We start from the raw sequence: 24,757 nt of genomic DNA on the forward strand, positions 1-24,757 counted from the left end.
GAGACTACCGTCCATGACTACTTTATTGTTGTGATCAGGCCGGGACAGAACATGCCCCGCCAGTCAGGCCCCGGCATCGGATGCCGGCACGGTCATTCGAATTCAGGAGGATGGTACGGCGCGCGCGTGCAGACTCGCGTTGAACGCGGGCACACGCAGAAATTCGGGGGGAGACAGGCTGGAGAAGAACGCCGCCGCGCGGTCGGCGCAGGCAACTGGACGGTGGGTCGAATCATTGGCGACAGACGTCGCCCCATTCACTACATCGACGATTGCAAACCGCGTGACCAATTGAAACCTCGCCTTCCATTTTGAGGGTCAACGACGAGGAACAACCTGCGCGGGGATGACAGCGCCAGGGTGGTCCCGATCGGCTGCGACTGCCGGGTCTGTGGACACACGGCAATCTTCTGGCGCCGGGTTTGTGACCCGAAGCGCCGGCAGATAATAACCACGTTTTTTGCTGGTGAGGCAAACAAAATGTAGGAATTCTGCGAAATAAATATCAGCCGTTTCCCACATGATCGTGACGATGGCAAAGACACAGGGATGTCAAAAATGTTCGTACATCGTACTGCCGTTTCCTGCAGGCCACGGGCATCGAAAACCGCTGCAGAGTCTTGAGTGGTCAGCGAAAAAGTCTCCACGCGACATACTTCGGTAGCCGGGCGCTAACAAGCACTAACAACGCATAACTGACAGTCACTCGGCTGTGAAGGCAGGCTTGGATCTCACCGCTGAACGCCAGGCCACCTGCAAATCTTTTCGGTCGCCGCGCTCAGTCGAACGATGGTTTTGCGAGGGATTCGCCCACGCTGGACTACCCCGGAACAGAGCGCGGATTGTCCACAAGCACTGAGCGATCATGAAGATCAAAAACATTGCCGCTTGTGAACCGTCACGATATCGACAGAAAAAAGACCACCACTCGAAATCCTAACGAGCGCCATTATCATGGATCGGCTCTACATCAATTTCACTCGACTCACCCAACGCACGATACCGGTCCCGCAATTTTCTCAGCTCGCGCGCCTCCATCTTCTCCAAGCCCAGCGTGGCGTTCTGCGCTTCATTGGTGGCGCGTATCAGCTCATCAATCTTCAAATGCAAAATGTCGTTGTCGCGGTTCTGGGTGTTTTGAATGAGGAACACCATCAGGAACGTAATGATCGTGGTCGACGTGTTGATGATGAGTTGCCAGGTGTCGTTGTAGTGGAAATATGGCCCTGTTCCCGCCCAGGCGACGATCAGGAGGATCGCTGTCAAAAAGGTCTTCGGGCTACCCGCCCAGTTGGAAAGTGCCTGGCAAAAACGTGCAAATCTCATCTTGAAACCTCTGAATAAACCTGACTACTTGACCTCGCCGAGCGGTGAAATACTTTGTAATATTTGCACCGCTCGTCGGCGGCGCAGATTCGCGCGCGTGCTCAGGCATCAGACCAAGGGAATATTCCGGCGGCTCATCACCTGATTGATCTCCACGACCACCCGCCTCGTCGCCTCCTCGATCGTTCCCTCATTCCGGCACAAAAACCAACCCTGATCGGCAGCGACTTGCTCGAACGCCTGAGTGCAAGCGGCATGTTCCTCAAGCCCCCGAAGCACAGTGCTGCTCAGGCCGCGCCGTCGTGCCCCTGCCCTCGCCCACGAAATCTCCGGCGCAGTGACCACCCCGACATGCAGGTCGGGCACTTGGACGTTGCGATCAATATTGAGCTGCAGGATTTCTGCAAACGGGACTGTCCGGCGAAAGGCGGCCTCGGACGGATACCAGCGATCAATCAGGATGATGCTGTCGGTGGGTTGTCTGGGCAGCACGTGCCGGGAGATCCAGCGGCGACTATCAGCCAGGCGTTGGCAGACTTCGAGTTCCAGATCCCGGTCAGGATGTCGGGCGAGCCGGTTCACCAGATGCATCGTCTCGCCCCTGAACGGGTCGCTTTTTTTCTCGCACAGTCGGATGACTTTCTGGTTGCCTGCCCTGAGGGCTTCAGTGATCGCCTCCAACAGCGAGGTTTTGCCGACGCCTTTGGGGCCATCCAGAGAAACAAACAGCGGACGAGTCATTGTTCAAAGACTTCTACAGGGAGTAGCGAACACTCTAACGGATTTTCCGGTTGAACCTCTGCTGCCCACACCGACTCCCAAACTCAAATCCAGGAGAAACCTATGACCCAGACAGCTTTAGTCGTGGGCGCCAGCGGCATTGTCGGCAGCGCCATCACTCAGTTACTGATTGACAACAAGTGGCAGGTCGCCGCGTTGTCGAGGCACCCTACGCAAGCGCAAGGCGTGATCCCTATCGCCGCGGATCTTCAGGACCCGGCGTCGCTGCAACAGGCGCTGAGGGATTTGAAACCCACTCACGTGTTCATTACCACCTGGTCACGGCAAGCCACAGAAGCCGAGAACATTCGGGTTAACGCCGCCATGGTACGCAACGTGCTCGCCGCGGTTCGCCCAGCCAAGAGCGTCGAACACGTAGCACTGGTCACTGGCCTGAAGCACTACCTCGGCCCGTTCGAAGCCTATGGTAAAGGCAGCCTTCCGCAGACACCGTTTCGCGAGGAGCAAGGTCGTCTGGACGTCGAGAATTTCTATTACGCCCAGGAAGACGAACTCTTCGCCGCTGCTGAACAGGACGGCTTCACCTGGAGCGTCCATCGCCCGCACACCGTCACCGGGGTGGCCGTGGGCAATGCGATGAACATGGCAACCACCCTCGCCGTCTATGCCTCGGTGTGCAAACACACCAATCGCCCCTTTGTGTTTCCCGGATCGAGGGTGCAGTGGGACAGCCTCACCGATATGACGGACGCGCGGCAGTTGGCGAAACAACAACTGTGGGCGGCCACCACCCCGGCTGCGGCTAACCAGGCATTCAATATCACCAATGGCGACGTATTTCGCTGGAAATGGATGTGGGGCCGAATTGCCGAATATTTCGATCTGTCTCCTGCCGATTATCCCGCTTCAGTCTCACCCCTTGAAAAGCAGATGGCTGACGATCAAGCCGTATGGACGCAAATAGTTGCCGAACACGATTTGAAGGAATCGGATATCAGTCGCCTGATTTCCCCATGGCATACCGATGCAGATCTCGGTCGACCCATCGAAGTGGTCACGGACATGTCGAAAAGCCGCCTGATGGGTTTCACTGCCTACCAGGCGAGCGATCAGGCGTTTTTTGACGTGTTCGACAAACTGCGGGAGATGCGTTTGATCCCCTAGGCTGTTTCAGCACAGATAGGAAACGGTATGGCGCGTGATTTCAGGCGCAATCCGGCTACAGCTTTGAAGCGTCTTCGACTGCTTCAACCTGCGTCAGCGGGATGGTCTCAATCGCCCAGGCACGCGCCTGCCGACGTTCTGGGCTCGGCACCGCGCAAGCCTTTCGCCCCGTGAATTCTCGTCCGAGTCGGTCTTCATCGATACGCCAGCCGTTCTGCTCCAACTCTTTCACACGACGCCTGAAGAAAATCTGCAACGCGTCCGATTTCAACGACACTTCCTTCTGCCAGGAATCCGGTACACGTTCTGGCCGGACATTCTTCAGCACTTCATGATCCTGCTCGAAGATCCGAATATTGCTGGCAACAAAACGTCGGTCAAACAGTCGGGATCGGAGGAATGTACGGCCCATCATCCACCAGGTTCGCGTGCGGTTGGCATCAATGGGGACATGCGCCGAGACAATGTGGATTCGCCACCCATTCGGCAATTCAAGTTCCAGCGTCGTGCATGGGCCAGACAGATGGAAGCCTGGAATCGTCTCCACGCTCACCCGCTCAGTCGCAGATTTACGTCGAAATAACCCGCTGCGTTTTGGGCGCCGCATGATCATCTTCGCGCGCCCACTCCATGCATCGCCATCCACTTCAAACGCATCGATCTCAGGATGATCAGGGTCGCCGAACGTGCTGCCGTGAACGAATGGCGCGTGCGCAAAGTCGAGCCCGTTCTCAATGACCCGATCCCAACTTGCCTCCCAGTCGAAATACCCGGAAACCACACGAATGTTCGCGTCATCTATCCAGTCGAGCACGGGTAGCGGCGGCCTTTCGTGCTCGGGCAGATCGCCGAGAAATGCCCAGACCCAGCCGTAGCGTTCAAGTGTGGGATAGGCATCGACTCGAGCCTTGGCGGGGATGCGCACATGCGGCTGTGCCGGGATATGTGTGCAGATGCCGTCCGCTCCGAACCGCCACCCGTGGTAGGGACACTGCACGCTCTCCCCGACTTTGGCGCCGGCCGAAAGCGAGCCACCACGATGGACACAGACATCGGACAGAAGATGCGCCGTCCCTTTGTCATCACGAAAGGCAACGAATGGCTGACCAAGCAAGCGTACTGCCGCAAGTTCGTCGGTCAATTGCGTGGATGGCAGGACGACATACCAAAGGTTGGTGAGCATCAGGAAGTTGAACTCATTGGCTGGGAACGAGAGTGGCTTAGCCTTCTTCGACGCATTTGGAACAACGGTGTTCAGCTGGACGTGACATCTCGAATGAATCAAACCTTGCCACAACCATTGTCGGGTATTGGTCTGTATCCAAGTGTGTATAGAGGCGGACGCGTTACACAACATTGAGCTTCCAGCAGCGCAAGACACAAGCGAGATACACCAACCCGATGAACTACGGTCACGGCCAGCGAAGTTGCTCATGTGCCTGAAACCCCTCATCGGGAGCATCTGGACTGCTTCCACTTTCTTGACGACAAGTCGGAGGTTTAAATCAATGCAAACAAACACGTCATCGGTCTTGAATCGGCTGCACCTTAACCTCGATCGCGTCGGAGACTGGATCGCGCCTTTGAGCCTGCGCGTTTTCCTGGCGTGGGAGTTTTTTGAGGCCGGGTGGGAAAAGTGGAACGGTGAGAACTGGTTCCCAAGCATTCAAGGTGCCTTCCCTTTTCCCTTTAATCAGCTGCCCGCTACGTTCAATTGGCAGTTATCAATGTGGGCAGAACTGCTCTGTTCCATTGCTTTGCTTGTAGGTCTGGGAACGCGTCTTTCAGCACTGATCCTCATCGTGGTCACCGTTGTGGCAACTGCCGCAGTTCATTGGCCAGCAGACTGGTCGACGTTGAGCGAACTCGCAAGAGGCTACTCCATCAGCAACCAAGGCTACGGCAATTACAAGCTGCCCTTGATCTACCTCGTAGCACTTGTGCCGCTGCTGTTTACAGGCGCCGGCAAGCTGAGCCTGGATGCATTCATCCATCGGTGTATCCAGCGTTTGAATTCACGCTGAATCGACATTGCTTTCGTCAGTTACATCGGGTCGGAGAATCAAGCGAATGCAAACGAACATTTCATCATCAATATCTTTAGCTCCACAGCCCGCTCGTGAGGCGACCGTTGGCCTCGGATTGCGCCGTGCGCTTCTCAACACGCTTCGTAACGCTCCAGCCGGGGATTTCGATTTTCTAGAGGTTGCTCCAGAGAACTGGATCGGCATCGGCGGCGCTCATGGGGATGCTCTGCAGTCGCTAGCTGAACGTTACCCGCTGTCATGTCATGGCCTGTCACTGTCGCTAGGTGGCAGTGCGCCTCTGGACGAGTCTTTTCTTGAGCAAGTACGAGGATTTCTCGATCGCTACCACGTGCCGTTCTATAGCGAACACCTGAGTTACTGCAGTGACGATGGCCATCTATACGACCTGCTGCCGTTGCCATTTACTGAGGAGGCGGTTCATCACGTTGCCGCGCGCATCCGTCGTGCACAGGACATCCTCGGCCGCCGTCTTGCCGTAGAGAACGTCTCTTATTACGCCGCTGCTCATCAGGATATGGACGAGCTTACTTTCACCAATGCAGTACTTCGCGAGGCCGATTGCGATCTGTTGCTCGATGTTAATAATGTGTACGTCAACTCAGTGAACCATCGGTTTGATCCAACGGTTTTCCTGGCCGGAGTGGAACCAGAACGCGTAGTCGCCATGCACGTGGCTGGGCATTACGACGAAGCCGATGACCTGATAATCGACACCCATGGTGCTTCGGTCAAACCGGTAGTCTGGTCATTGCTGGAACAGGCTTATGGCCTCTTTGGTGTGAAGCCAACGCTGCTGGAGCGCGATTTCAACTTTCCGTCTTACGACGAACTTGTGGCTGAGCTGAATACCATCAGGCGGTTGCAGCGCGACGCCGATGCTTTGGTGCGGGTGACCGTCGATGGCTGACTCCACTGCAAGTTTGCACAGTCAGCAGCTCGCGTTGACCCGTTACCTGCGTGACCCGGACAGTTACGCGCCGCCTGCGCAGATGAATCCCGCAAGAGCACAGGTCTATCTGAACCTGGTGTTCAATAATCTCCTGAGTTTGCTGGGCGGAACGTTTCCGGTACTGGTTGCCGTGTTGGGCGATGCTGGCTGGCGTGCGCTGGTCCGACGTTTTTTGCGTGACTACCGCGCGCAAACGCCACGTTTCGGAGAAATTGCTCGTGAGTTTGTAGACTTCGTAGCGAGCCTGGAGGACGCGCCTGGCTTTGAGCATCCCTGGTACCCGTTCTTGCCTGAATTGGCCCATTACGAGTGGGTGGAGATGGCGCTGCAACAGTTGGACGCTGCGCCGTTAAAAGCCAGTGATGCGGAACAGTTACTCGCCCGCCCCCTCAGGCTTTCCCCGCTCGTCTGGCCGTTGGCTTACACCTGGGCCGTACATCGTCTTGGGCCAGGTTATCTGCCTTCTGAACCGCCAGAACAACCGACGTTGCTGCTGATCAGCCGTGTGCCGAGTGGCCAGGTGCAATTCTCCCAGGTCAGCCCTCTCGCGTTCCGTTTGTTGCAGCGGATCGAGCACTTCCCTGACATGGATGGACGGGCGCAGTTGCACGCTTTGGCTGCGGAGGCTGGTGCATCAGACGTGACCGGCTTCGTTGCCGACGCACTGGTTCTGCTGCGCAAGCTGCATGAGCAAGCTGCCGTCGGCGTAGCAGCGACACCGGTTTCAAGGCCGTAGTCCTGACGAGTGATCAAAGGCCGAGGTCAGCTTTTGTATCTCTATGTACCTGCACGCGAAGTCTTGGGATTGGCTTACAAATGCATCTCTCGCTTGATACATCGTGGATACATGACCCCGGCTAAATAAGCCTTACCCGAATAAGGTCGCCCTGTCGAAGTGGAAGACGCCTGCGCGCATTAGCCCTGTAATTCAAGGCTTTTCCCACTTCGCCTAGAGCTTCCTTGCGGGTTTATTCGCCCTGTGGCGTGAACCGCGGCCTGGCCGCGCAAAGTATCTGGAGAATCACCATGTACCGTAAATCTTTCTCGAACAAAAAAAGTCTTGGCCTGGCCGCTATCGCTTTAGCCGGTGGCATGAGCCTGGCATCGTCTGCGGCATTCGCTGTAGAGCCATTGCCTCAAGGTTATCAATTGGCATCGGCGGATAAAGCCGGCGAAGGTAAATGTGGCGAAGGCAAATGCGGTGCCAGCCAAGCCAGCGACAAGTCCGTGACTGCCGAAGGCAAGTGCGGTGAAGGCAAGTGTGGTGACGACTCTTTCGCTCGCACAGATACCGACCATGATGGTCGCGTCTCTCTTAAAGAACTCCTGGCTGTGGCACCTCAGGGCGGTGAAGAATTTCAAGCGATGGACACCAACCACGATGGTTTTCTTTCTGAAGGCGAGGTCTACAAGTTCAGAAGCAACCAATACCTTTCCAACGGCAAGAAAGTACCCACCGAGCTTTTCACCCACATGAGCAAAGCGCAGAACTGATTCATTCCTCCTGCCGTAGCATTCGCCCTCCCCTGCGGCCGCCGCCAGGGAGGGCGATTTACCTTCTGCAGATGTATTGATTACACAGCGTCACAAGTGATGTTCTCCGCCCCTGATTTATCCACTGAAAGCGACACTTTAAAGTCCATCCACTGCTCACCTCATCATGTCGATGGGGCGCCAACAGGAGACTTCCCCATGCCTTTCATCAGCGTTCGTATCACCCGCGATGGCGTCACCAAGGAACAGAAATCCCAAGTCATCGCCGAAATAACCAGAACCATGCAAACAGTGCTCAACAAGGATCCGCACCTCACGCATATCGTCATTGAAGAGGTCGATACCGATAACTGGGGCTATGCCGGAATTAGCACCACTGAGTACCGCCAACAGCTGGCGGAGTTGAAAAAATGACTTTTCCTGTCAGGATCGACTTTGTGTCGGATGTCGTGTGCCCTTGGTGCGCACTCGGCGCCACAGCGCTGGAACAAGCCATCGCAAATGTTGCCAGCGAAGTTGCTGTGGAGTTGACCTTCAAGCCTTTCGAACTGAACCCGGACATGCCGGCCGAGGGCGAGCACGCCATCCAGCACATGATGCGCAAATACGGTCGCAGCGCCGAAGAAGTTGCCTCGCGCAATGAAATGATCATCGCGCGCGGCAAAGCCATCGGTTTTCAGTTCGACCTGGAAAAGCGCAGTCATTTCTACAACACCTTCGATGCCCATCGCCTTCTGCTGTGGGCCGTGCAGGAAGGCCGCCAGGTTGCGCTGAAGAAAATCCTGCTCGAGGCATATTTCACCCACGGCCAGAACCCCAGCGATCACGAAACATTGGTGCGCCTGGCCGGTGAAGCAGGACTTTCAACCACCCGCGCCCGCGAGATTTTGACTAGCGAGGCGTTCGCTAGCGAGGTCCGCGAACTTGAGGGGTTTTACCTTGAACGCGGAATTAATTCGGTCCCGGCCATGGTGCTGAACGGTCGTCAGTTGGTGTCTGGATCGCATTCAGTCAAGGAATACGAACACATCCTCAGGCAGGTGGCACGAGAGTCCGCCACAGCCTGACAAAGCGGCTTACCAACACGATGCCCCGGGCAAGCCCACGGCACCGGTCACTCAACCTGTGTGGAGTACATCGTCATGTCGAACGCCCTCTATCCGCTGAACCGCACCGCTTATCTGCTGGTCGATCCGTACAACGATTTCCTCTCGGAAAACGGCAAGGTCTTCCCCTTGATCAAGCCGATTGCCGACCAGGTCGGTCTGCTCGACAACCTGCGCGCCCTCGATCGCGCCGTACGAGCGCAGAACATTCCGGTGGTTATTGTGCCGCACCACCGCTGGGAACACGGCGACTACGAAGGCTGGGGCCATCCAACGCCGACCCAATGCAAAATCATGCACATGCACCACTTCGCACGCGGTGAATGGGGCGGTGAATGGCATCCCGATTTCGCGCCGAAGGACGGCGACATCGTCGTACAGGAACATTGGGGCGCCAGCGGCTTTGCCAATACCGACCTCGATTTGCGCCTGAAGCAGAAAGCCATCACCCACGTCATCATCGTCGGCCTGCTCGCCAATACCTGCATCGAAGCGACCGCCCGCTACGCCTCGGAATTGGGCTACCACGTCACCTTGGTGCGTGACGCGACCGCCGCTTTCCGTGCGGACATGATGCACGCTGCCCACGACCTGAACGGGCCGACTTTCGCTCACTCAATCGTGACCACCCACGAATTGATTGCTGCGCTGGCACCGCAGGAGTAATGGCCCGTGAATCTCACAGTTTTGCTCTACTCCCGGGTATGTGGTGGCGTACGCGCTAACGGGCGCAAGAGTGTCGACCGTCGGAGCGAGAGCAGATGTAAGGGTTTTCATGACGCTTCCATTTCTATTGATGAGTGATGGGACGCCTCAATTGCCGCAGACTCATAGACGACAGAGGGTCAAGGCGCGACGTGGGTGTGAAAGATCTTACTGACGACCGTCCACTTGCCATCGACTTTCAACAGGTGGAAAAAGTCGGTGAAGGAAATGCCGGACATGTCGTTGGCGTCGATGCGTGCGCTAGCGGCCGTACCAACGATTTCAACGCGGACGATAGCTGCCGGTGCATCAGGGGACGGGCGAAAACCTTCATCAATACCCTTGAAAAGGATTTGAATTGCACCACCGGCCAAGTGACCGTCTACATCGACGCTGAACATGGTTGCTCGCTCATCGAAAGCTGGCTTCATGATGCTGCTTTTCGCTTGCTTGCAGCCCTCAATGTACTTATTCAGCACCTCGGTAATGGCTTGGTATTCGTGAACGTAAGTAGGTTTGCTCATGGTGTACTCCTGGTTCATCGAGTCGAATTGGATTGAGGTCTGGCACGCTTATGACGAGGACAAATTCACGCCTTGGTATCTAGCCATACAGAGCCGTAACGAGTGTAGGCTTCAGGAATCTCAATGACTTCTTTCAAGTCATCTGCTGCAGTACGCACCCAAAATGGATCGCGCAGCATTTGCCGTCCGACAAACACCAAGTCAGCTCGGCCGTTCTGCAGGATTTCCTCGGCTTGACGACCACTCTGAATCACACCCACCGCACCCGTCGCAATATGCAGCTCCTTACGTAGCAACTCAGCGGCTGGTACTTGGTAACCTGGATAAGTCTGAACCTTGATCATTTTGATCCCACCGGAGCTGCAGTCGATCAGATCGACGCCCTGCTCTTTCATCCAGCGACCGTATTCAAGAAATGACTCGGGTGTGTTTCCGCCTTCGGCGTAATCAGAGCTGGAGATACGAACAAACAGAGGACGATCGCCCCAATGGGTTTTGACTTCCTCCAGCACTTCGCGCAGGAAGCGATAGCGACGCTTGGCATCACCGCCATATTCGTCATCGCGGGTATTGGCGAGTGGGGATAGGAACTCACTCAGCAAATAACCGTGAGCGGCATGGATTTCGAGCACATCAAAGCCCGCTTCACTGGCGCGTCGTGCGGCCTCGCCATAAAGCTTCACCAAACCCGGAATTTCGTCAGCCGCGAGTGCCCGAGGCACAGGGCTGGAATCCGTAAACGGAGTCGCCGACGGGGGGATATGAATAAGGTTGGGCAGATCGGCATTGCGTCCCGCATGGCCGATCTGAGCGCCGGCTTTCGCACCAAAGCTGTGAAGCAGTTCGGTTAGCCCTTTCAAGCCGACAACGTGTTCATCGCTCCAGATCCCAAGGTCACCAGCCCCGATACGACCGTCAGCCTGGATAGCCAGCGTCTCGGGAAAAATCAGCGCCGCCTGACCCAGTGCGCGAGCTCCATAATGAACGCGGTGCCAATCAGTGACAAAGCCATCATCCGCTGCCATGTGCATGCACATGGGGGACATGACGACCCGGTTTTTCAGTTTAAGGCCTTTAATTTCATGGGGGGATAACAACAAACTCATCTGGCGGATTCCATACTGGTCAATATGGAATCATGCTAACTTACACACCACTTGCGTGTAAGTACGCACAATTTTGTGCTGTAGGCACACTTTTTATACCATGGTGATTTCAGTGAAAAAATGTAACCCTCAGGATGAAATTGAGGCCTTCGCATGTCCCGTCGCGTTTACTGTCGATGTCATAGGTGGAAAATGGAAATCGCTCATACTGTTTCACTTGATGTCTGGAACGAAGCGCTTCAACGAGCTCCGACGCCTCATTCCAGATATCACTCAGAGGATGCTGACACTCCAGTTGAGAGAGCTGGAGACTGATGGGGTTATACATCGCGAAATCTATCGCGAGGTGCCGCCAAAGGTTGAGTATTCGCTGACAGAATTAGGCAACTCTCTCGCGCCTTTGGTGAGTGCCATGCGGGAATGGGGAGCTGTTCATGAGCGAAAGATTTTGGAGCTCAGGCGCTCTGCGGTGCCGGCGAGTTCGGTCGCTTCCTGTTCCACCATCTGATCACGCGAGGGCTTTGTGCTTCAGCACTGCTTTGAGCCGACAATCATCAGCTTCCAGGGCCTTTGGTATCCACGCTTAGAATACTTGCCTGGCCAAGCCTGTACGCGTCAATTCTTTGAAGTGTTCAATGCCTGTTTAGAAACAATTGAAGGCTATTGTGACCATCCACAATCAGTCCACGTATGAGTTCCTGATAGTCGTCTGCTGTATTCAAATCTTGCAGGTCAAAGCTTGCAGACCAATTGATGAACGTCTTGGGCTGTCCAGTGAGAGAGGCCAATTTCACCGTGGCAACATAATTGTCCAGCGGTAATGGCGCCTCCTCGAAGCGGTAGGATAGCGTTGTATTGTGATCATCGACCGATAACAAACGCTCCCTGACAACTGCGCCATCGGCCAGCGTGAGTCTGCGAATACAGCCGACCAATCCATCAGGTTGGTTGTCCTCAATGCTGCTTTCGACAATCGATGGATGCCATTTATGAATCTCTCCAAATTTTTTCAACACGCTCCAGGCATGTCCAACATTGCTGTCCAAGACAGCGGAAAACTCAACCATCGGCATCGTGTATCTCCCTTCAGATATGTGCTGTAAGCGCACGGCGAGTCGGCGCAACCACCAGGCTGATCCGTGGATCGTCGAGCGCCTGTTTCAGAACCTCGCGTCCAGCCAGCCCCGTAGCGCCAATCAAAACTAATTTCATTGCAAGCAACGCTCATGACCAAGCCTGCGAACAGCGTCGGAGACTGGCATGTCACCTTGAGTAAGCTCGATAATGACTCGACTCACCCTGGGCTGTTCGATCAACTCGGCAAGTGTCGCTGCTACGTCATCTCTCGAAACTTCACCGTAAGGAATAGCAACGTCAGCACGGATTCTGCCAGTGCCTGGGTCATCCAGAAGCGTTCCTGGACGCACAATTACCCACTCCAGACCCGTCCCAACCAAGTGAGCGTCAGCTCGTTTTTTCACGGCAATGTAATTTTCGAAACCTTCGGATGACGGACTACCACGCAGCGCATCGGGGAAGGCCGAGACCAGAATGAAACGCCGGACACCTGCCTGAATTGTCGCGGCCACTGCCAACTCCAATCCCCGACCATCAATCGCATTAGTCAGATCCATACCTGCGCCGCCTGCCCCTGCGGTGAAGACCACGGCATCAATGCCCGACATAAGTCGCGCCATTTGCCCGGGATCCAGCTCAAGCAAATTGCCTATAACGGGCGTCGCGCCCAGGGCCGCAAGCTGACTTTCCTGCTCCGGGTTCCGATGCAGTGCGATCGCTTCGTGACCTCGCCCGACGAGCTGCTTAACCAATCGCCGCCCCACTTTGCCAGCGGCGCCGATGATGAAAACCTTACTCATGATCGCTTCTCCATTTGACGATGAACGAGCTCCGATCCCGGGATTGATTCAACCGGGATCGGTGAACGCTCAACCTTCGAACTGGTGATAAACCTTGGCGATGACCTTCCAGGTGCCGTCGATTTTGATCAGGGTCAGGTAGTCGTTGTAGTCGGCACCGATCGCATCCTTTTCCATATCGACACGCACAACGGCTGTCGTGGGTGTGATTGCCAAGATATCGAGGCGAGTCGTAATTTCTGGGGCGCTGCCATTCTTCTGAACGAAATCAAACAGATTCTTGATCGGGCCGCCAAGCAATTCACCATTTGTGAAACCGTACATCACAGCGTCTTTATGGAAAGCTTGAGCCACGCATTCTGCACTGCCCACACGCAGACCTTCAACGTACTGATTGGCGGTAGCGATGACAGCGTTGTACTCGGAGGTTGGTACTGCCTTGATGTTCTTTGACATGGTTCTCTCCTTTCATTAGGGCGACGTAAAACACACGCCGCCAGACGCGCTCAAATGCTCAAGCGGTCGGATGGGTGTGGTAAATCTTGCTGACGATCGTCCACTTGCCTTCTACCTTCAGCAGGTTGAAGAAGTCGGTGAATCGATACCCCGAAACATTGTCAGTATCAACGCGCGCACTGGCGGCAGTGCCCACGATGTCGATGCGAACGATCGCGGCTTTGGCTTCGGGAGATGGGCGGAAAGAGTTGTCGATGACGTCGTACAGATTCTGGATCGCGCCGCCGACGAGCTTGTCGCCGTCGACGCCAAACATGGTTGCTTGCTCGTTGAACGCGGGCTTCATCAAAGTGCTGTCAGCCTTGGCACCACCTTCGTTGTACTGACTCAGAACAGCAACGATCGCGTCGTATTCCTGGACGTAGGTTGGATTACTCATGATGTACTCCTGGTTGCATGTTGCCGGTGACTTTTTGGTCAATCGGACACGGGATACTCAAACGACAATCACCAATCCTGGCGAGTCGGCGAGATGATGAGATCGTTGACGGTGACGTTTTCCGGTTGGTTGAGCGCGTAGATCACTGCGCGGGCAACATCGTCAGGCGCAATGGCAATCCGGTTCAGCTCTTGGGCAGCCTTACGCCCTTCAGGATCGCTGACCTTGTCCGCCCAGCCGGTATTGATCACGCCCGGGCTGACAGTGTTGACGCGGATGCCATGCTGCACGCCCAACTCCTTTCGCATGGATTCGGTCATGGCCTGGACGAAGAACTTGGTAGCGCTGTAAACACCCGCCGCCGGGCCGACCTGGTGACCTGCAACGGAGTCCATGTTGAGAATCTGCCCGGATTTCTGTCCAAGCATGAATGGCAACACAGCAGCAGTAGTGTTGAGGTAGCCCTTGATGTTCACATCGATCATCTTTTCCCAATCCTGCACGGCCAGATCGACCCAGTTGGAAAAGAGCATCAGACCGGCGTTGTTGACCAGGATGTCCACTGCGCCATAGGTATCTTGTGCAAACTTCGCGAGCGCTTTGGTTTGATCCAGATGGGTAACGTCTGTAGTGAACGCGACCACGTCGCTCCCGGCCTCACGCAACTCGGCAACAAACGCTTCCAACCCGTGCTGATCGAGTGCTGCTGCCACGACGCGAGCGCCCTGTGCGGCCAATGCGCGGGTGGTGGCAGCACCAATGCCGGAAGATGCGCCAGTGACGATGGCAACCTTGTTTTGCAAATAATTCATATTTGAGTACCTCTTGTGCGGCGAAATGTTTTCGCGACGAAGCCTCCCCGCGCCGAACTGACGCAAAGGGAATCTCTAATCAGTTGGAGTTGGCCGTTGGCCAATCGATGTAGCCCTTGGCGCCTCCGCCGTAGTAACTCTCGCGCGGAGCTATGGTCAGCTCGACACCGCGACGCAGGCGCTCTACCAGGTCGGGGTTGGCAATGAACAACCGCCCAAACGCCACGGCATCAATCCGCCCTTGCGCCCTGCGCTCCAGCGCCATTTCCAGGTCATAGTTGTTGTTGCCAATGTACGAACCTTCGAACTGCGCACTCAGCGCGTCCAGATCCACCCCTTCAGGAACGGTACGAGAGGTGGCTGTCGCGCCTTCGACGAAATGCAGATAGGCCAAATTGAATCTGTTCAACTGTTGAATGAGGTGACCGTAGGTCGCCATGACGTTGCTGTCCGGAGGCGTGTTACCTGCATCAGGAGTTACGGGTGAAAGGCGGATGCCGACCCGATCACTGCCCCAAATTGCTACCACGGCTTCGGTGACTTCAAGTGTCAGTCGTGTCCGATTTTCGATGGAGCCACCGTACCGGTCAGTCCGCTGGTTGGTGGTATCACGCAGGAACTGATCGAGCAGATAGCTGTTGGCAGAATGGACTTCCACACCGTCGAAACCGGCTCGCTTGGCATTTTCTGCCGCATGCCTGTACTGCTCGATGATCCCCGGGATCTCTGAGGTCTCAAGCGCCCGAGGCATGGACACTTCGACCATGCCATTGTTGGTATAGGTGGTACCTTCGGCCTTGATTGCCGAGGGCGCGACCGGCGCTTCGCCGTTTGGCTGCAACTCAACGCTGGAGAAGCGACCTACGTGCCACAACTGGCTGACGATTTTTCCGCCGGCCGCATGCACTGCGTCAGTGACTTTTTTCCAGCCTGCCACCTGCTCCTCCGTCCAGATTCCCGGCGTCATGGCATAGCCACGCCCCTGAGCCGAAATGTTCGTGGCCTCGGCAATGATCAGGCCCGCGCTGGCACGCTGGGCGTAATAAGTAGCGTGCATTTCATTCGGCACGCCGTCGTCGGCCATTCGGCTGCGAGTCACGGGGGCCATGACAATTCGGTTAGCCAGTTGTATCGCCCCCATGGTCATAGGGGAAAACAGGTCGGTGTCTGCGGCAACATCAATCATAAAAACTCCAAATGAATAGACCGGTCGTCTAGTTAAAAGCTTAAAAAAAATGCCCCTATGCCAGCAGGCGCTTACTCGTGTTCAGTGCCGTATCAAAGGCAGCCGTCGTATTGCGGACTTTTACCAGAAGCGATGCCCCCAACCACAATTGATACAGCGATTCAGCCAGTGATTCTGCGTCTTGAGCCGAAGTGATTGAGCCATCAGCCATTCCTTGCTGAACACATCGCGTGATTCTCTCGATGATCAGCGCTGTGCCCTCCTCCAGTACGCCGCGCATGTCTTCCGACAGGTCGCACACTTCGGCGCCGAGTTTCACCACCAGGCATTTCTCCTCGGGATGATCGAACGCCTGCGTCTTCGCCCAATAGCGCAAATAGCCAAGGAGCCGCTCGGCACCCGTCCCTTGCGCCGCCATAACGACGTCCACCCGCCCGATGTACTCCTGAAAGTATTCCTCCAATAGTGCCTGGCCGAATTCCTCTTTGGAGGAGAAGTAGTGATAAAACGACCCTTTAGGTACACCCGCCGCCTTCAGCACTTCCATAAGACCGACAGCGGTGTAGCCTTTGTGGGTCATCAATGCCTTCGCTACATCGATGATGTGTTGTCGCATGTCTTGATTAGGTTTTTTCATAGTGAGCACAGCCTAATCAGAACTAGACCGGTCGCCTAGTAACCATTTCCAGTATCTGACGAACGCGACTAAACCCTTGCTGCCGTGTGCGGCTGAGAGGGTTTCAGTGCAACCTTCTCCCACTTGGCGATAACCAACGGTGCAATGGCATTGCCCAATACGTTCAGCGTGGTGGTGCCACTGTCGATAATCCTGAAGATGCCTGCGATCAACGCCACGCCCTCCAACGGTAATCCGGCGGACGCCAATGTCGCTGACAGGATGATGATGGCAAAACCGGGTACCCCTGCTGCTCCCTTTGAGGTCAGCACCATCGTCACCACCAGCAGGATCTGCTGCGACAGAGAAAGGTCGATGCCATAGAGCTGCGCCACGAAGATCGTTGCCACACCGAGAAAAATCGATGCGCCATCCAGGTTGAACGCATAACCCACTGGCACCACAAAACCGACGATCCGACGCGGCACACCGTAGTTCTCCAATCGCGTCATCAACTGCGGCATGACGGCGGCGGACGCGGCACTCGAAAACGCCAGAATAAGCTCATTGCGAAAGTACCTGATCAACTTGAAAATGTTTTCGCCGATCAAATAGCAAATGCCGCCAAGTATCACCAACGCGAAAACTATCAGCGCCAGATAAACCACCCCGATTAGCTTGAGCAACGGCAACAATGAGGCGAAACCAAACGTCGCCACGGTCGCGCCGATCATTCCAAACACGCCGATCGGTGCATAAGCCATGACGATTGAGACGACCTTGAACATTGCATCGGAAAGGCTCTGAACTACCGCGATGAAGGGTGCGCTTTTGTCCTTCGGCAGAGCGTTCAATGCCATGCCTAACAGCACCGCGAAAAACAACACGGACAGCAACTTCGCTTCTGACATAGCAACCAGCACATTGTCAGGGACGATGTTCTGCAAGATGACCAATGCGCCTTTGGCCGGCTCCAGAGTGATCGCTGCAGTGCCGTGCGAAATACCGGAAATGTCGGTGCCCGTCCCCGGCTCGAAAACATTGGCGAAACACAAGCCGATGACAATGGCCAAGGCCGTAATTGCAAAAAAGTAGCCCAGCGATTTTATCCCCATGCGGCCAAACGATTTGTTATCGCCACCGCCTGCGATGCCCAGAATCATGCAACAGAACACAATCGGTACAACCACCATCTTCATCATCTTGATGAAGATATCTCCGAGCGGTTTTAGGATCTCCGAACTCACCCATGCCTGATACTGCGGATGCGTATTGAAGTACCAACCGACAAGCACGCCAAGCAATAGCCCGGCAACGATTTGCCACACCAAGGGAATACGTTTCATGTCTAGCCTTCTTGTTGGAGTGAAAGGTCTGCGTCTATTCGCAGTTGCTAGAGTCATGAGCTTCCAGCTCATTTGAAATCAAATGGCACAACGCCGTTGTGCCATGGCTGTTGTTACTTGGCGAAGAGCTGGCTCATATCCTTGAACGCCTTGAACTCAAGAGCGTTGCCGCACGGATCAAACAAAAACATGGTGGCTTGCTCGCCCACTTGGCCTTTGAAACGAATGTACGGTTCGATCACAAATTCGGTATCAAACGACTTCAGACGTTCGGCCAGTGCCTCCCACTGTTCCCAACCTAAAATGATGCCGAAATGCGGAACTGGAACATCGTGTCCGTCAACCGGGTTGCTATGCACGCTTTCCTGCGAAGCGGTTTTTGGATGTTCGTGAATCACCAGTTGGTGACCATAAAAATCGAAATCTACCCACTGCGTGCTGGAGCGCCCTTCTTCAAGACCAAAAACCTCACCGTAAAAGGTGCGAGCTGCAGCCAGGTCGTAAACAGGGATAGCAAGGTGGAATGGCGAGAGGCTCATGAGAACTCCAAATATTTTTTGTTGGTTGGCGAACATTTCCACCGCCATTGGCTCTCTGGATTAAGCCGTTGCCGTGGATGGGAAACATCGTAGGACGGGAAGCCAAACATAAAAATCAATATATATTTCTTAGAAACACAACTAATATTTGTGAATGATCAAAGAACTGAAGACACTCATTGCTGTGGCGCGTGAAGGCACGTTCGCCGCTGCCGGCAACAAGATCGGCCTGACTCAGGCCGCCGTGAGCGCGCAAATCCAGCGCCTGGAAGCCGAGCTCGGGTTCGAAATTTTCGACAGGAAAGGACGCTCGGCCCATCTCAACAAAATGGGCCACCAGATACTTCTGCAGGCGCAAGAGCTGCTGAGACTTTATGACAATCTGGGCTCTACAACGCTGGGCGAGCCTCCCAGCGTGCTGGTCAACATCGGTGCGATCGCGTCCGTGCAGCGCTCCTATTTGCCCGATGCGCTCGCAAAGTTTCACAAACAGTGTCCGCAGTGCCGCACGCGTGTCATCCCGGGCCTTTCAATGGAGATGGTGAACCTCGTCGACGCCGGCGAGATCGACATGGCCGTGATCATTCGCCCGCCTTTCTCCCTTCAAAGTGACCTGCGCTGGACGACACTTGCGCTAGAGCCCTATCGACTGATCGTGCCACGTGACCTAGAGGGAGAAGACTGGTCGGAACTGCTGTCCAGCCAGCCATTCATTCGCTATGACCGATCATCCTTCGGCGGCAGGCAGGTAGACCGTTTCCTGCGGCAGATGCATTTCACCTTGCAGGAAGTTTGCGAGCTGGATGAACTGGAGGCCATCATCAAGCTGGTTGAAAAGGGTGTAGGCGTAGCTCTGGTGCCGCAGACAAAACCCCATCAAGAATGGCCCGCAGGTGTACGGGCGATCGATTTGGGACAACACACCTTTCACCGGGATATCGGGTTGGTACATCGGTCTCGACAGAGTTTTACGGAGCCTGTGCGAATTTTGGCCCAGCTTATTAGTGATCAGGTAACAGCGATCTCCAAATAAGAGTTTCAAAAAAGGCCCTATCGGGCCTTTTTACTCAATCAACAAATCACTTGGTCAGCCAAGACTCTACGGTCGCGGCGCCGTGCTTTGTCTTCCACTCCTTGAGCGTCTTGTGATTGCCGCCCTTCGTCTCTACCACTTCGCCGGAGTGCGGGTTTTTATAGACTTTCAACTGGCGAGGCTTGCGGCTACCCGCTTTGGACTCGACAGCTGGAGCGCGGCGACCTGCCTGTGGATCAAGCACATTGATCACGTCCTTCAAGCTGTAGCCGTACTTTGCGAGCAAATCACGCAGCTTGGTTTCGAACTCGATTTCTTTCTTGAGGCCTGCGTCACCCTTGAGGGCTTCGAGAGCCTGAAGCTGTTCGGCGAGGTGTTTTTCGAGCTGGCGGAATTCTGCGAGTTTGGACATGAAATCTCTCTTCTGCTATTGATCGGGGCTTCCCGCTAAACAATATCCTAAATTTACAAAGTCGGAACTACCGCGCCGGTACTCCCTCGATCAAGTAGACGTCCGTCTTGGCTGAACGCTGGCGGACTTTCCTCAGTTCTGTGTACTGCGCGGAGTTGTACCAAGCCTGGGCTTTTTCGACGCTCGCGAACTCGATGACCACACGGCGACGCTTTGGTGCTTCACCTTCAAGCGAAATGGTTTTTCCGCCTCGCACGATGAAATGTCCGCCATAGGGTTTGAAAGTTGATTCGACCTGCGCACTGTAAGGCTTCATCCCCTCGGGATCGGTAACTTCAAACTCGGCGACATAGTAGGCCGGTGGTGCGGCAGACTCTGCGTCCGATGCCATCACCCGACAACTGCCCGCCGCAAAATACGCCAGTCCCGCCAGGGCAATCGCCATCACCTTGAAATTTTTCATTCACTTTGCTCCATTGAGAAATCAACTTGACCAGCGCGCAGCCGGTTATCGGCCAGACCGTGAACCAAGCTCGATCGGGGTGGTTTCAATCAGGCGCTTCGACAGAATCATCGACTTCGTAGTAACAGCGTACTTTTTGAAGTGCGGCGATTCGATATGGCTTCGATATGCCGAGTCGCTGGCGTAGATTTCGAAAAAATGAAACCAGTTTGGACGGTCGACTTCGGCGACTGCGTAGATGGATATGACGCCGGACTCTACTCGAGTCGACTCAGAGATCTCTTCTTTGACTGCGGCTTGATAGGCAGCAACCTGTGCAGGGTCGATTTCAAGTTGCGCGATGCGTACCACCAGGCCATTGTCTTCGGCGGCCAGCGCTTGTCCTGCCAGTAATCCTGTCAATGCGATCACTCTTGATAAACGTTTACCCATCAGTTTTTCCCCTTCCTTCACTGCGGCAGCGCATATGCCACCACGTAATCACCCTTCTGCGTCGTCGCCGAATTACCGCCAGCGCTGACGACCAGATATTGTCGGCCACTCTTTGGAGAAACATACGTCATCGGTGTTGCCTCCGCACCGAAGGGCAACCGCCCTTTCCGCAGCTCTTCCCCGTATGCTCGGCGGCTTCCCTCCTCATTGCCCGGTGTTGCTGCAGCTGAGCCAGCCACGTCGATTTTTCCACCGCTGGTTTATCAATCGTCGACATCCGAGGCCAAGGAGAGCGGCTGAATGAGCTGCGGGCCTTGGTTACGCACGTTCCCCACATCCTTGCCAACCTTGTACCAATGGAAATCCGTTGCCGGCCTGCAGTGCTCCATGGCTAATTCGCGAGCGCGTTCAGGTGAGGTATTGGGGTCGATCCATTCACGCGCATGCTCAGGCGCCAAGACCAGGGGCTTGCGGTCGTGGATATCGACCATGCCTTCATCACTTGCCGCGGTGATGATGACGAAGCCATCCCTTTCGTCCGGTTCCAGAGCTTCGTGCACCTCGGCCAACCCTGCGAAGAACATCGGAATCTGCTCTTTCAGGGTGATGAAATACGGCTGCTTTTTCTTCGGATCCTCTTCGTCCTTGACCCACTCGAACCAGCCGTTCGCCGGCGTGAGTACGCGGCCGTTTGGCCAGAGCTGATTGAAAAACCTGCCGGTGATGACGGTCTCGACTCTTGCGTTGATCGGGTCAGGACGCTTTCCCTTCGCCCAGAATGGCGCCCAACCCCATTTGACCTTGTCAATGCTCAAGCCCTCCTGAACCGGCCGGATGATTTCCACCCGCGTCGACGGTGCGACGTTGTATCGCTCAACGGGCCAGAGGTCATAGCCATTGATCACCAACTGCCTTGGCGCAAGCTCCTTGAGGTAGTGATCCATCGATTCGTAAATCGAGTAGCGTCCGCACATGCTGTCACCCGTCGAATTGTGGTGCCTATGACATTGACCGCAAGCGAACCAAATCGTTAACTGTATGTACGTACAGTTAACCTCCTAAGGCTTGCATCATGAGCATCATCCTTCTCGGCCCACTCGCTACTGGCGGCAAGAAGCTGCCCCTTTATTCCGCCAGGGTACCGGCGGGCTTTCCCTCCCCTGCGGCGGACCACATCGAAAAGCACATTTCCCTGGATGAGCTGTTTGATATCCGGGCGCCGCACGTGTATCTGGTGAGGATCGATGGCGACAGCATGCAAGGCGCGGGCATCTATTCCGGGGATATGGTGATCGTCGATCGGAGCATCGAGGCGGTCAGTGGCGATATCGTCATCGCTGCGTTGAACTCGGAGCCGTTCTGCAAGCGCCTGCTTTTGCGCGAGAACGCGGTGATGCTTTTGTCGGAGAATCCGAAATACCCGGCGAGACATGTCATGGAAGGCGATGAGCTGGTGATCTGGGGTGTCGTGAAATACAGCGTCCGTGACCATGACCATGCGTGAACCGGTTTTTGCACTCATCGACTGCAACTCGTTTTACGCGAGCTGCGAGCGCGTCTTCAGGCCCGACCTGGCAAAGACCCCTATCGTGGTGCTGTCCAACAACGACGGCTGTGTGATCGCGCGTAGTTACGATGCCAAGCCTTTCGTGAAAATGGGTCAGCCGTACTTTCAGATCAAAGACCATCTACGCCGGCATGGAATCGTGGCTTTCAGCAGTAATTACGCGCTGTACGGCGACATGAGCGAGCGCGTCATGACCATCATCGAATCGATGGTGCCGGCACTTGAGGTCTATAGCATCGATGAGGCATTTGCCGATTTGACTGGCATGCCCGGAGATCTGTCCGCGCTTGGAAGGCACATACGCTCAATACTTCTCAAGCGCGCCGGCATTCCAGTCGGAGTGGGCATCGCACGGACGAAGACGCTGGCCAAGCTCGCCAACCACACAGCCAAACGGCTGCTGGACATCACTGGAGGCGTGGTGGATCTGTGCGATCCGTTCAAACGGGACTGGACGTTGCGCAACACTGATGTCGGCGAAGTCTGGGGCGTCGGGCGGCGCATGAAGGCCCACCTGGAAACGATGGGCATCAAGACAGCGATGGACCTGGCGAAAGCCGATCCATGGATGCTTCGCCAGAAATTCAGCGTGGTGATTGAGAAAACGGCTCGGGAGCTCGCCGGCACCTCATGCCTGGAACTGGGTGAAGCTGATCCACCCAAGCAGGAGATCTGCTGCAGCAGGATGTTCGGCAACCGGCTCACGCAGATCGAGCCGATCAAAGAGGCCGTCGCCACCTACACTCAACGTGCGGCAGAAAAACTCCGAGCGCAAAACTCGCTGTGCAAGAAGATCCGCGTGAGCATTCGCACCGGCATGTTCAATCCTGAGGAAGCGAAATATGCCAATGGCGCCTTGGTGGAGTTGCCGTACCCGACCAACGACGTGCGGCTGATGACGAAGGCTGCGACCGAAGCGGTCAATCGTCTCTTCCGTCCCGGCTACAAATACAGCAAGGCGGAAGTGCTGCTGATGGATCTGCGCCAGCCTGGCGAATTCACCGATGACCTGTTCGCGCAATCCCAGCCGGCGATGGCAGACAAGGTGATGGGTGTGCTGGATGAGATCAATGGTCGCTGGGGAAAGGGAGTGCTGCGTGTAGCCAGCGTGCCTACAGCACCTGGATGGGCGATGCGTCGGGAGCTTATGAGCCTGAGTTATACGACGAAGCTGGATCAGTTGTGGACGGTGAGCGCCAGGTAGCGGCGACGGGATGGGCCTCTGGCGCCTGAAAAACGAGCGGCCTTGAACGGTTGCTTATGGCCAAAAGCTGCCAACGGTCAGGAATGAAAATCGCCGTCTGGCATGTCAGCCATTTGCCGCGAGAACTCGCCACCGTCTGTTAAATTCTCAGTTCACTGAAGGAACAGGAGTGCGATTCGTGAGCAAGTACAGTGCAAGCGGCGACAGTGTTGCCAAGGGCATATTGCTAATAAGCGCTGCTGTCTTTCTCCTTTCGCTGGCCGATGCAGCAGTCAAATATTTCAGCGCCAGACTTCCACTCTGGCAGTTGTTCCTCATCGTCTCCTGCCTGTCGGTGCCCACCCTTGTAGCCTGGCTCGCAAGGGACGTCAGATCGGGTCGATACTCAACCGCCTCGATGTTTTGGGTGGCAATCAGGAGCATTCTGCTGTTGTTAATGTGGGTAACGTACTACTCGGCGTTACCGTTGATCCCGTTATCAGTGGCTGCCGTGGCGATCTACACAACTCCCCTTTTCATAGCGCTTTTCTCCACCCTTTACGGAGGTGAGCCGTTATCACTGCGAGGTTGGGTTGCGATAGGAATAGGTTTCGCGGGTGTCGCCACAGTGTTACGCCCGGGATCAGATGTTTTCGTCCTTGCAACTCTGCTACCTGTGATTGCGGCGGTTTTCTACGCGGTCGCGATGGTTGTGACACGTCGACATTGTCGCAATGAACATCCACTGGTATTGGCGCTGGGCTTGAATATCGCTTTTCTTTTCGCCGCCGTAATCGGAGGCGGCGCATCGCTGATGGTCAGTGAGTCCACAGTTGCTGGTGCTGCATTTCTACTCTCTCCCTGGCAGACGCCCGGTTGGCAGGAGATGCTTTTTATCTTCTGTTACGCCTGCGCCCTGATTTTCATAAATACGGCTACCGCCAAGGCCTACCAGGTTGCGCCTCCAGCAGTTATCGGGACTTTCGATTATGCGTACCTTGTTTTCGCCTGCCTTTGGGGTTATGTACTGTTTCAGGAAACGCCGGACACCTTTACATGGGCTGGAATTGTTTTGATTGTCATTGCCGGCTTCCTGATTCTGCGCGCCCAAAAATGTAATCAATAGGCGCTTCTTGGCCCAGAGATATCGCCCGTGAGCGGCAGCTGTCGGCCGGAAGCGGACATTGCAGTGAGCACTTAGGGTCGACCTAGGATTTTTTGGGGCTGAACATA

The 24,757-nt window shown here is 55.3% G+C and carries 31 protein-coding genes; 13 read left to right on the forward strand and 18 right to left on the reverse strand.

The annotated features are described in order from the left end of the window. Positions 1–936: 936 nt before the first annotated feature. Together QRN33_RS24335 and QRN33_RS24340 are read right to left on the reverse strand one after the other, a co-directional pair. Positions 937–1,326, reverse strand: a complete 390-nt coding sequence (locus QRN33_RS24335; RefSeq protein ID WP_042609968.1) for a low affinity iron permease family protein — start codon at positions 1,324–1,326, stop codon at positions 937–939. A 108-nt stretch (positions 1,327–1,434) separates the two neighbouring features. Further along, entirely contained in the window at positions 1,435–2,067 is a 633-nt protein-coding gene (locus QRN33_RS24340) for a dTMP kinase (RefSeq protein ID WP_285410611.1), read from the reverse strand. 102 nt (positions 2,068–2,169) lie between these two features. Between QRN33_RS24340 and QRN33_RS24345 the strand changes: the two genes are divergently transcribed. Beyond that, on the forward strand, positions 2,170–3,231 hold the full coding sequence (locus QRN33_RS24345; RefSeq protein ID WP_285410612.1) for an SDR family oxidoreductase: 1,062 nt from the start codon (positions 2,170–2,172) through the stop codon (positions 3,229–3,231). A gap of 55 nt (positions 3,232–3,286) precedes the next feature. Here the strand turns inward: QRN33_RS24345 and QRN33_RS24350 are convergent, their stop codons facing one another. After that, the gene (locus QRN33_RS24350; RefSeq protein WP_285410614.1) at positions 3,287–4,414 is read right to left on the reverse strand and encodes an aromatic ring-hydroxylating dioxygenase subunit alpha; all 1,128 of its coding nucleotides are present in this window, start codon (positions 4,412–4,414) and stop codon (positions 3,287–3,289) included. A gap of 325 nt (positions 4,415–4,739) precedes the next feature. Between QRN33_RS24350 and QRN33_RS24355 the strand changes: the two genes are divergently transcribed. The 7 genes from QRN33_RS24355 to QRN33_RS24385 all read left to right on the forward strand — a co-directional run bounded on the left by QRN33_RS24355 (position 4,740) and on the right by QRN33_RS24385 (position 9,494). Beyond that, complete coding sequence (locus QRN33_RS24355; protein ID WP_123419580.1) at positions 4,740–5,255, forward strand: HvfX family Cu-binding RiPP maturation protein; 516 nt, start codon at positions 4,740–4,742, stop codon at positions 5,253–5,255. Positions 5,256–5,301: 46 nt separating this feature from the next. Next, positions 5,302–6,186 carry an HvfB family MNIO-type RiPP peptide maturase gene (locus tag QRN33_RS24360; RefSeq protein ID WP_285410616.1) on the forward strand — a complete coding sequence of 295 codons (885 nt, stop codon included), beginning with the start codon at positions 5,302–5,304 and terminating at the stop codon, positions 6,184–6,186. Next, complete coding sequence (locus tag QRN33_RS24365; RefSeq protein ID WP_285410617.1) at positions 6,179–6,964, forward strand: HvfC family RiPP maturation protein; 786 nt, start codon at positions 6,179–6,181, stop codon at positions 6,962–6,964. Before QRN33_RS24360 ends, QRN33_RS24365 begins: the two co-directional genes overlap by 8 nt. 290 nt (positions 6,965–7,254) lie before the next feature. Then, positions 7,255–7,722 (forward strand): HvfA family oxazolone/thioamide-modified RiPP metallophore, encoded by a 468-nt coding sequence (locus tag QRN33_RS24370; RefSeq protein ID WP_065617351.1) that lies wholly within the window; start codon positions 7,255–7,257, stop codon positions 7,720–7,722. Positions 7,723–7,920: 198 nt separating this feature from the next. Then, positions 7,921–8,136 (forward strand): tautomerase family protein, encoded by a 216-nt coding sequence (locus QRN33_RS24375; RefSeq protein WP_285410619.1) that lies wholly within the window; start codon positions 7,921–7,923, stop codon positions 8,134–8,136. Then, the gene (locus QRN33_RS24380) at positions 8,133–8,789 is read left to right on the forward strand and encodes a DsbA family oxidoreductase (RefSeq protein ID WP_285410621.1); all 657 of its coding nucleotides are present in this window, start codon (positions 8,133–8,135) and stop codon (positions 8,787–8,789) included. Before QRN33_RS24375 ends, QRN33_RS24380 begins: the two co-directional genes overlap by 4 nt. Before the next feature lie 75 nt (positions 8,790–8,864). Further along, on the forward strand, positions 8,865–9,494 hold the full coding sequence (locus QRN33_RS24385) for a cysteine hydrolase family protein (protein WP_285410622.1): 630 nt from the start codon (positions 8,865–8,867) through the stop codon (positions 9,492–9,494). A gap of 179 nt (positions 9,495–9,673) precedes the next feature. Here QRN33_RS24385 and QRN33_RS24390 read toward each other — a convergent pair whose 3' ends face one another. Both QRN33_RS24390 and namA read right to left on the reverse strand, forming a co-directional pair. Continuing rightward, complete coding sequence (locus QRN33_RS24390; protein WP_281921094.1) at positions 9,674–10,057, reverse strand: nuclear transport factor 2 family protein; 384 nt, start codon at positions 10,055–10,057, stop codon at positions 9,674–9,676. A 65-nt stretch (positions 10,058–10,122) separates the two neighbouring features. Beyond that, positions 10,123–11,163 (reverse strand): NADPH dehydrogenase NamA, encoded by a 1,041-nt coding sequence (gene namA / locus QRN33_RS24395; protein WP_285410625.1) that lies wholly within the window; start codon positions 11,161–11,163, stop codon positions 10,123–10,125. 112 nt (positions 11,164–11,275) lie between these two features. Between namA and QRN33_RS24400 the strand changes: the two genes are divergently transcribed. Continuing rightward, positions 11,276–11,671, forward strand: a complete 396-nt coding sequence (locus QRN33_RS24400) for a winged helix-turn-helix transcriptional regulator (protein ID WP_064362365.1) — start codon at positions 11,276–11,278, stop codon at positions 11,669–11,671. Between the two features lie 124 nt (positions 11,672–11,795). Here QRN33_RS24400 and QRN33_RS24405 read toward each other — a convergent pair whose 3' ends face one another. The 9 genes from QRN33_RS24405 to QRN33_RS24445 form a co-directional block, all read right to left on the reverse strand. Next, the gene (locus QRN33_RS24405; RefSeq protein ID WP_064362367.1) at positions 11,796–12,236 is read right to left on the reverse strand and encodes an SRPBCC family protein; all 441 of its coding nucleotides are present in this window, start codon (positions 12,234–12,236) and stop codon (positions 11,796–11,798) included. A 135-nt stretch (positions 12,237–12,371) separates the two neighbouring features. Further along, the gene (locus QRN33_RS24410) at positions 12,372–13,040 is read right to left on the reverse strand and encodes an SDR family oxidoreductase (protein ID WP_285410627.1); all 669 of its coding nucleotides are present in this window, start codon (positions 13,038–13,040) and stop codon (positions 12,372–12,374) included. Positions 13,041–13,109: 69 nt separating this feature from the next. Then, positions 13,110–13,496 (reverse strand): nuclear transport factor 2 family protein, encoded by a 387-nt coding sequence (locus QRN33_RS24415; protein WP_285410629.1) that lies wholly within the window; start codon positions 13,494–13,496, stop codon positions 13,110–13,112. Between the two features lie 58 nt (positions 13,497–13,554). After that, entirely contained in the window at positions 13,555–13,935 is a 381-nt protein-coding gene (locus QRN33_RS24420; protein WP_064362371.1) for a nuclear transport factor 2 family protein, read from the reverse strand. A 68-nt stretch (positions 13,936–14,003) separates the two neighbouring features. Beyond that, on the reverse strand, positions 14,004–14,747 hold the full coding sequence (locus tag QRN33_RS24425) for an SDR family oxidoreductase (protein ID WP_065617354.1): 744 nt from the start codon (positions 14,745–14,747) through the stop codon (positions 14,004–14,006). Between the two features lie 79 nt (positions 14,748–14,826). Beyond that, positions 14,827–15,933, reverse strand: a complete 1,107-nt coding sequence (locus QRN33_RS24430; protein WP_285410632.1) for an alkene reductase — start codon at positions 15,931–15,933, stop codon at positions 14,827–14,829. 55 nt (positions 15,934–15,988) lie between these two features. Next, positions 15,989–16,570 carry a TetR/AcrR family transcriptional regulator gene (locus tag QRN33_RS24435; RefSeq protein ID WP_285410633.1) on the reverse strand — a complete coding sequence of 194 codons (582 nt, stop codon included), beginning with the start codon at positions 16,568–16,570 and terminating at the stop codon, positions 15,989–15,991. Between the two features lie 68 nt (positions 16,571–16,638). Next, positions 16,639–17,895, reverse strand: a complete 1,257-nt coding sequence (locus QRN33_RS24440) for a cation:dicarboxylate symporter family transporter (RefSeq protein ID WP_285410635.1) — start codon at positions 17,893–17,895, stop codon at positions 16,639–16,641. A 113-nt stretch (positions 17,896–18,008) separates the two neighbouring features. Beyond that, a complete protein-coding gene (locus QRN33_RS24445; RefSeq protein WP_003181718.1) occupies positions 18,009–18,434 on the reverse strand; it encodes a VOC family protein in 426 nt (141 codons plus the stop codon). Positions 18,435–18,588: 154 nt separating this feature from the next. Here QRN33_RS24445 and QRN33_RS24450 point away from each other — a divergent pair, with 154 nt between their 5' ends. After that, positions 18,589–19,467, forward strand: a complete 879-nt coding sequence (locus QRN33_RS24450) for a LysR family transcriptional regulator (RefSeq protein WP_285410637.1) — start codon at positions 18,589–18,591, stop codon at positions 19,465–19,467. Between the two features lie 46 nt (positions 19,468–19,513). On the opposite strand, the gene QRN33_RS24455 is transcribed toward QRN33_RS24450, so the two are convergent. The 4 genes from QRN33_RS24455 to QRN33_RS24470 all read right to left on the reverse strand — a co-directional run bounded on the left by QRN33_RS24455 (position 19,514) and on the right by QRN33_RS24470 (position 21,748). Then, a complete protein-coding gene (locus tag QRN33_RS24455) occupies positions 19,514–19,879 on the reverse strand; it encodes a histone-like nucleoid-structuring protein, MvaT/MvaU family (RefSeq protein ID WP_042609978.1) in 366 nt (121 codons plus the stop codon). Between the two features lie 67 nt (positions 19,880–19,946). Further along, positions 19,947–20,342, reverse strand: coding sequence for a DUF1330 domain-containing protein (locus QRN33_RS24460; protein ID WP_123419567.1), 396 nt, complete (start codon positions 20,340–20,342; stop codon positions 19,947–19,949). A 45-nt stretch (positions 20,343–20,387) separates the two neighbouring features. Beyond that, positions 20,388–20,774 carry a putative quinol monooxygenase gene (locus tag QRN33_RS24465; protein WP_285410639.1) on the reverse strand — a complete coding sequence of 129 codons (387 nt, stop codon included), beginning with the start codon at positions 20,772–20,774 and terminating at the stop codon, positions 20,388–20,390. A gap of 263 nt (positions 20,775–21,037) precedes the next feature. Next, positions 21,038–21,748, reverse strand: a complete 711-nt coding sequence (locus tag QRN33_RS24470; protein ID WP_285410641.1) for an SOS response-associated peptidase — start codon at positions 21,746–21,748, stop codon at positions 21,038–21,040. Between the two features lie 98 nt (positions 21,749–21,846). On the opposite strand from QRN33_RS24470, the gene QRN33_RS24475 reads away from it, so the two are divergent. From QRN33_RS24475 to QRN33_RS24485, 3 genes are all read left to right on the forward strand, one after another. Next, positions 21,847–22,278: a LexA family protein gene (locus QRN33_RS24475; protein WP_064362391.1), complete on the forward strand. Its 432-nt coding sequence runs from the start codon at positions 21,847–21,849 to the stop codon at positions 22,276–22,278. Next, a complete protein-coding gene (gene umuC, locus QRN33_RS24480; RefSeq protein WP_285410643.1) occupies positions 22,265–23,545 on the forward strand; it encodes a translesion error-prone DNA polymerase V subunit UmuC in 1,281 nt (426 codons plus the stop codon). Before QRN33_RS24475 ends, umuC begins: the two co-directional genes overlap by 14 nt. Before the next feature lie 178 nt (positions 23,546–23,723). Then, positions 23,724–24,650 (forward strand): DMT family transporter, encoded by a 927-nt coding sequence (locus tag QRN33_RS24485; protein ID WP_285410645.1) that lies wholly within the window; start codon positions 23,724–23,726, stop codon positions 24,648–24,650. Positions 24,651–24,757: the final 107 nt, after the last annotated feature.

It is taken from the genome of Pseudomonas sp. FR229a (assembly GCF_030209115.1).
GTDB classification, from domain to species: Bacteria; Pseudomonadota; Gammaproteobacteria; order Pseudomonadales; family Pseudomonadaceae; genus Aquipseudomonas; species Aquipseudomonas moraviensis_A.

Coding starts and splice junctions, on each gene's coding strand:
- QRN33_RS24335 (WP_042609968.1), bottom strand. CDS start 1,326: ATGAGATTTGCACGTTTTTGCCAGGCACTTTCCAACTGGGCGGGTAGC.
- QRN33_RS24340 (WP_285410611.1), bottom strand. CDS start 2,067: ATGACTCGTCCGCTGTTTGTTTCTCTGGATGGCCCCAAAGGCGTCGGC.
- QRN33_RS24345 (WP_285410612.1), top strand. CDS start 2,170: ATGACCCAGACAGCTTTAGTCGTGGGCGCCAGCGGCATTGTCGGCAGC.
- QRN33_RS24350 (WP_285410614.1), bottom strand. CDS start 4,414: ATGCTCACCAACCTTTGGTATGTCGTCCTGCCATCCACGCAATTGACC.
- QRN33_RS24355 (WP_123419580.1), top strand. CDS start 4,740: ATGCAAACAAACACGTCATCGGTCTTGAATCGGCTGCACCTTAACCTC.
- QRN33_RS24360 (WP_285410616.1), top strand. CDS start 5,302: ATGCAAACGAACATTTCATCATCAATATCTTTAGCTCCACAGCCCGCT.
- QRN33_RS24365 (WP_285410617.1), top strand. CDS start 6,179: ATGGCTGACTCCACTGCAAGTTTGCACAGTCAGCAGCTCGCGTTGACC.
- QRN33_RS24370 (WP_065617351.1), top strand. CDS start 7,255: ATGTACCGTAAATCTTTCTCGAACAAAAAAAGTCTTGGCCTGGCCGCT.
- QRN33_RS24375 (WP_285410619.1), top strand. CDS start 7,921: ATGCCTTTCATCAGCGTTCGTATCACCCGCGATGGCGTCACCAAGGAA.
- QRN33_RS24380 (WP_285410621.1), top strand. CDS start 8,133: ATGACTTTTCCTGTCAGGATCGACTTTGTGTCGGATGTCGTGTGCCCT.
- QRN33_RS24385 (WP_285410622.1), top strand. CDS start 8,865: ATGTCGAACGCCCTCTATCCGCTGAACCGCACCGCTTATCTGCTGGTC.
- QRN33_RS24390 (WP_281921094.1), bottom strand. CDS start 10,057: ATGAGCAAACCTACTTACGTTCACGAATACCAAGCCATTACCGAGGTG.
- namA (WP_285410625.1), bottom strand. CDS start 11,163: ATGAGTTTGTTGTTATCCCCCCATGAAATTAAAGGCCTTAAACTGAAA.
- QRN33_RS24405 (WP_064362367.1), bottom strand. CDS start 12,236: ATGCCGATGGTTGAGTTTTCCGCTGTCTTGGACAGCAATGTTGGACAT.
- QRN33_RS24410 (WP_285410627.1), bottom strand. CDS start 13,040: ATGAGTAAGGTTTTCATCATCGGCGCCGCTGGCAAAGTGGGGCGGCGA.
- QRN33_RS24415 (WP_285410629.1), bottom strand. CDS start 13,496: ATGTCAAAGAACATCAAGGCAGTACCAACCTCCGAGTACAACGCTGTC.
- QRN33_RS24420 (WP_064362371.1), bottom strand. CDS start 13,935: ATGAGTAATCCAACCTACGTCCAGGAATACGACGCGATCGTTGCTGTT.
- QRN33_RS24425 (WP_065617354.1), bottom strand. CDS start 14,747: ATGAATTATTTGCAAAACAAGGTTGCCATCGTCACTGGCGCATCTTCC.
- QRN33_RS24430 (WP_285410632.1), bottom strand. CDS start 15,933: ATGATTGATGTTGCCGCAGACACCGACCTGTTTTCCCCTATGACCATG.
- QRN33_RS24435 (WP_285410633.1), bottom strand. CDS start 16,570: ATGAAAAAACCTAATCAAGACATGCGACAACACATCATCGATGTAGCG.
- QRN33_RS24440 (WP_285410635.1), bottom strand. CDS start 17,895: ATGAAACGTATTCCCTTGGTGTGGCAAATCGTTGCCGGGCTATTGCTT.
- QRN33_RS24445 (WP_003181718.1), bottom strand. CDS start 18,434: ATGAGCCTCTCGCCATTCCACCTTGCTATCCCTGTTTACGACCTGGCT.
- QRN33_RS24450 (WP_285410637.1), top strand. CDS start 18,589: ATGATCAAAGAACTGAAGACACTCATTGCTGTGGCGCGTGAAGGCACG.
- QRN33_RS24455 (WP_042609978.1), bottom strand. CDS start 19,879: ATGTCCAAACTCGCAGAATTCCGCCAGCTCGAAAAACACCTCGCCGAA.
- QRN33_RS24460 (WP_123419567.1), bottom strand. CDS start 20,342: ATGAAAAATTTCAAGGTGATGGCGATTGCCCTGGCGGGACTGGCGTAT.
- QRN33_RS24465 (WP_285410639.1), bottom strand. CDS start 20,774: ATGGGTAAACGTTTATCAAGAGTGATCGCATTGACAGGATTACTGGCA.
- QRN33_RS24470 (WP_285410641.1), bottom strand. CDS start 21,748: ATGTGCGGACGCTACTCGATTTACGAATCGATGGATCACTACCTCAAG.
- QRN33_RS24475 (WP_064362391.1), top strand. CDS start 21,847: ATGAGCATCATCCTTCTCGGCCCACTCGCTACTGGCGGCAAGAAGCTG.
- umuC (WP_285410643.1), top strand. CDS start 22,265: ATGACCATGCGTGAACCGGTTTTTGCACTCATCGACTGCAACTCGTTT.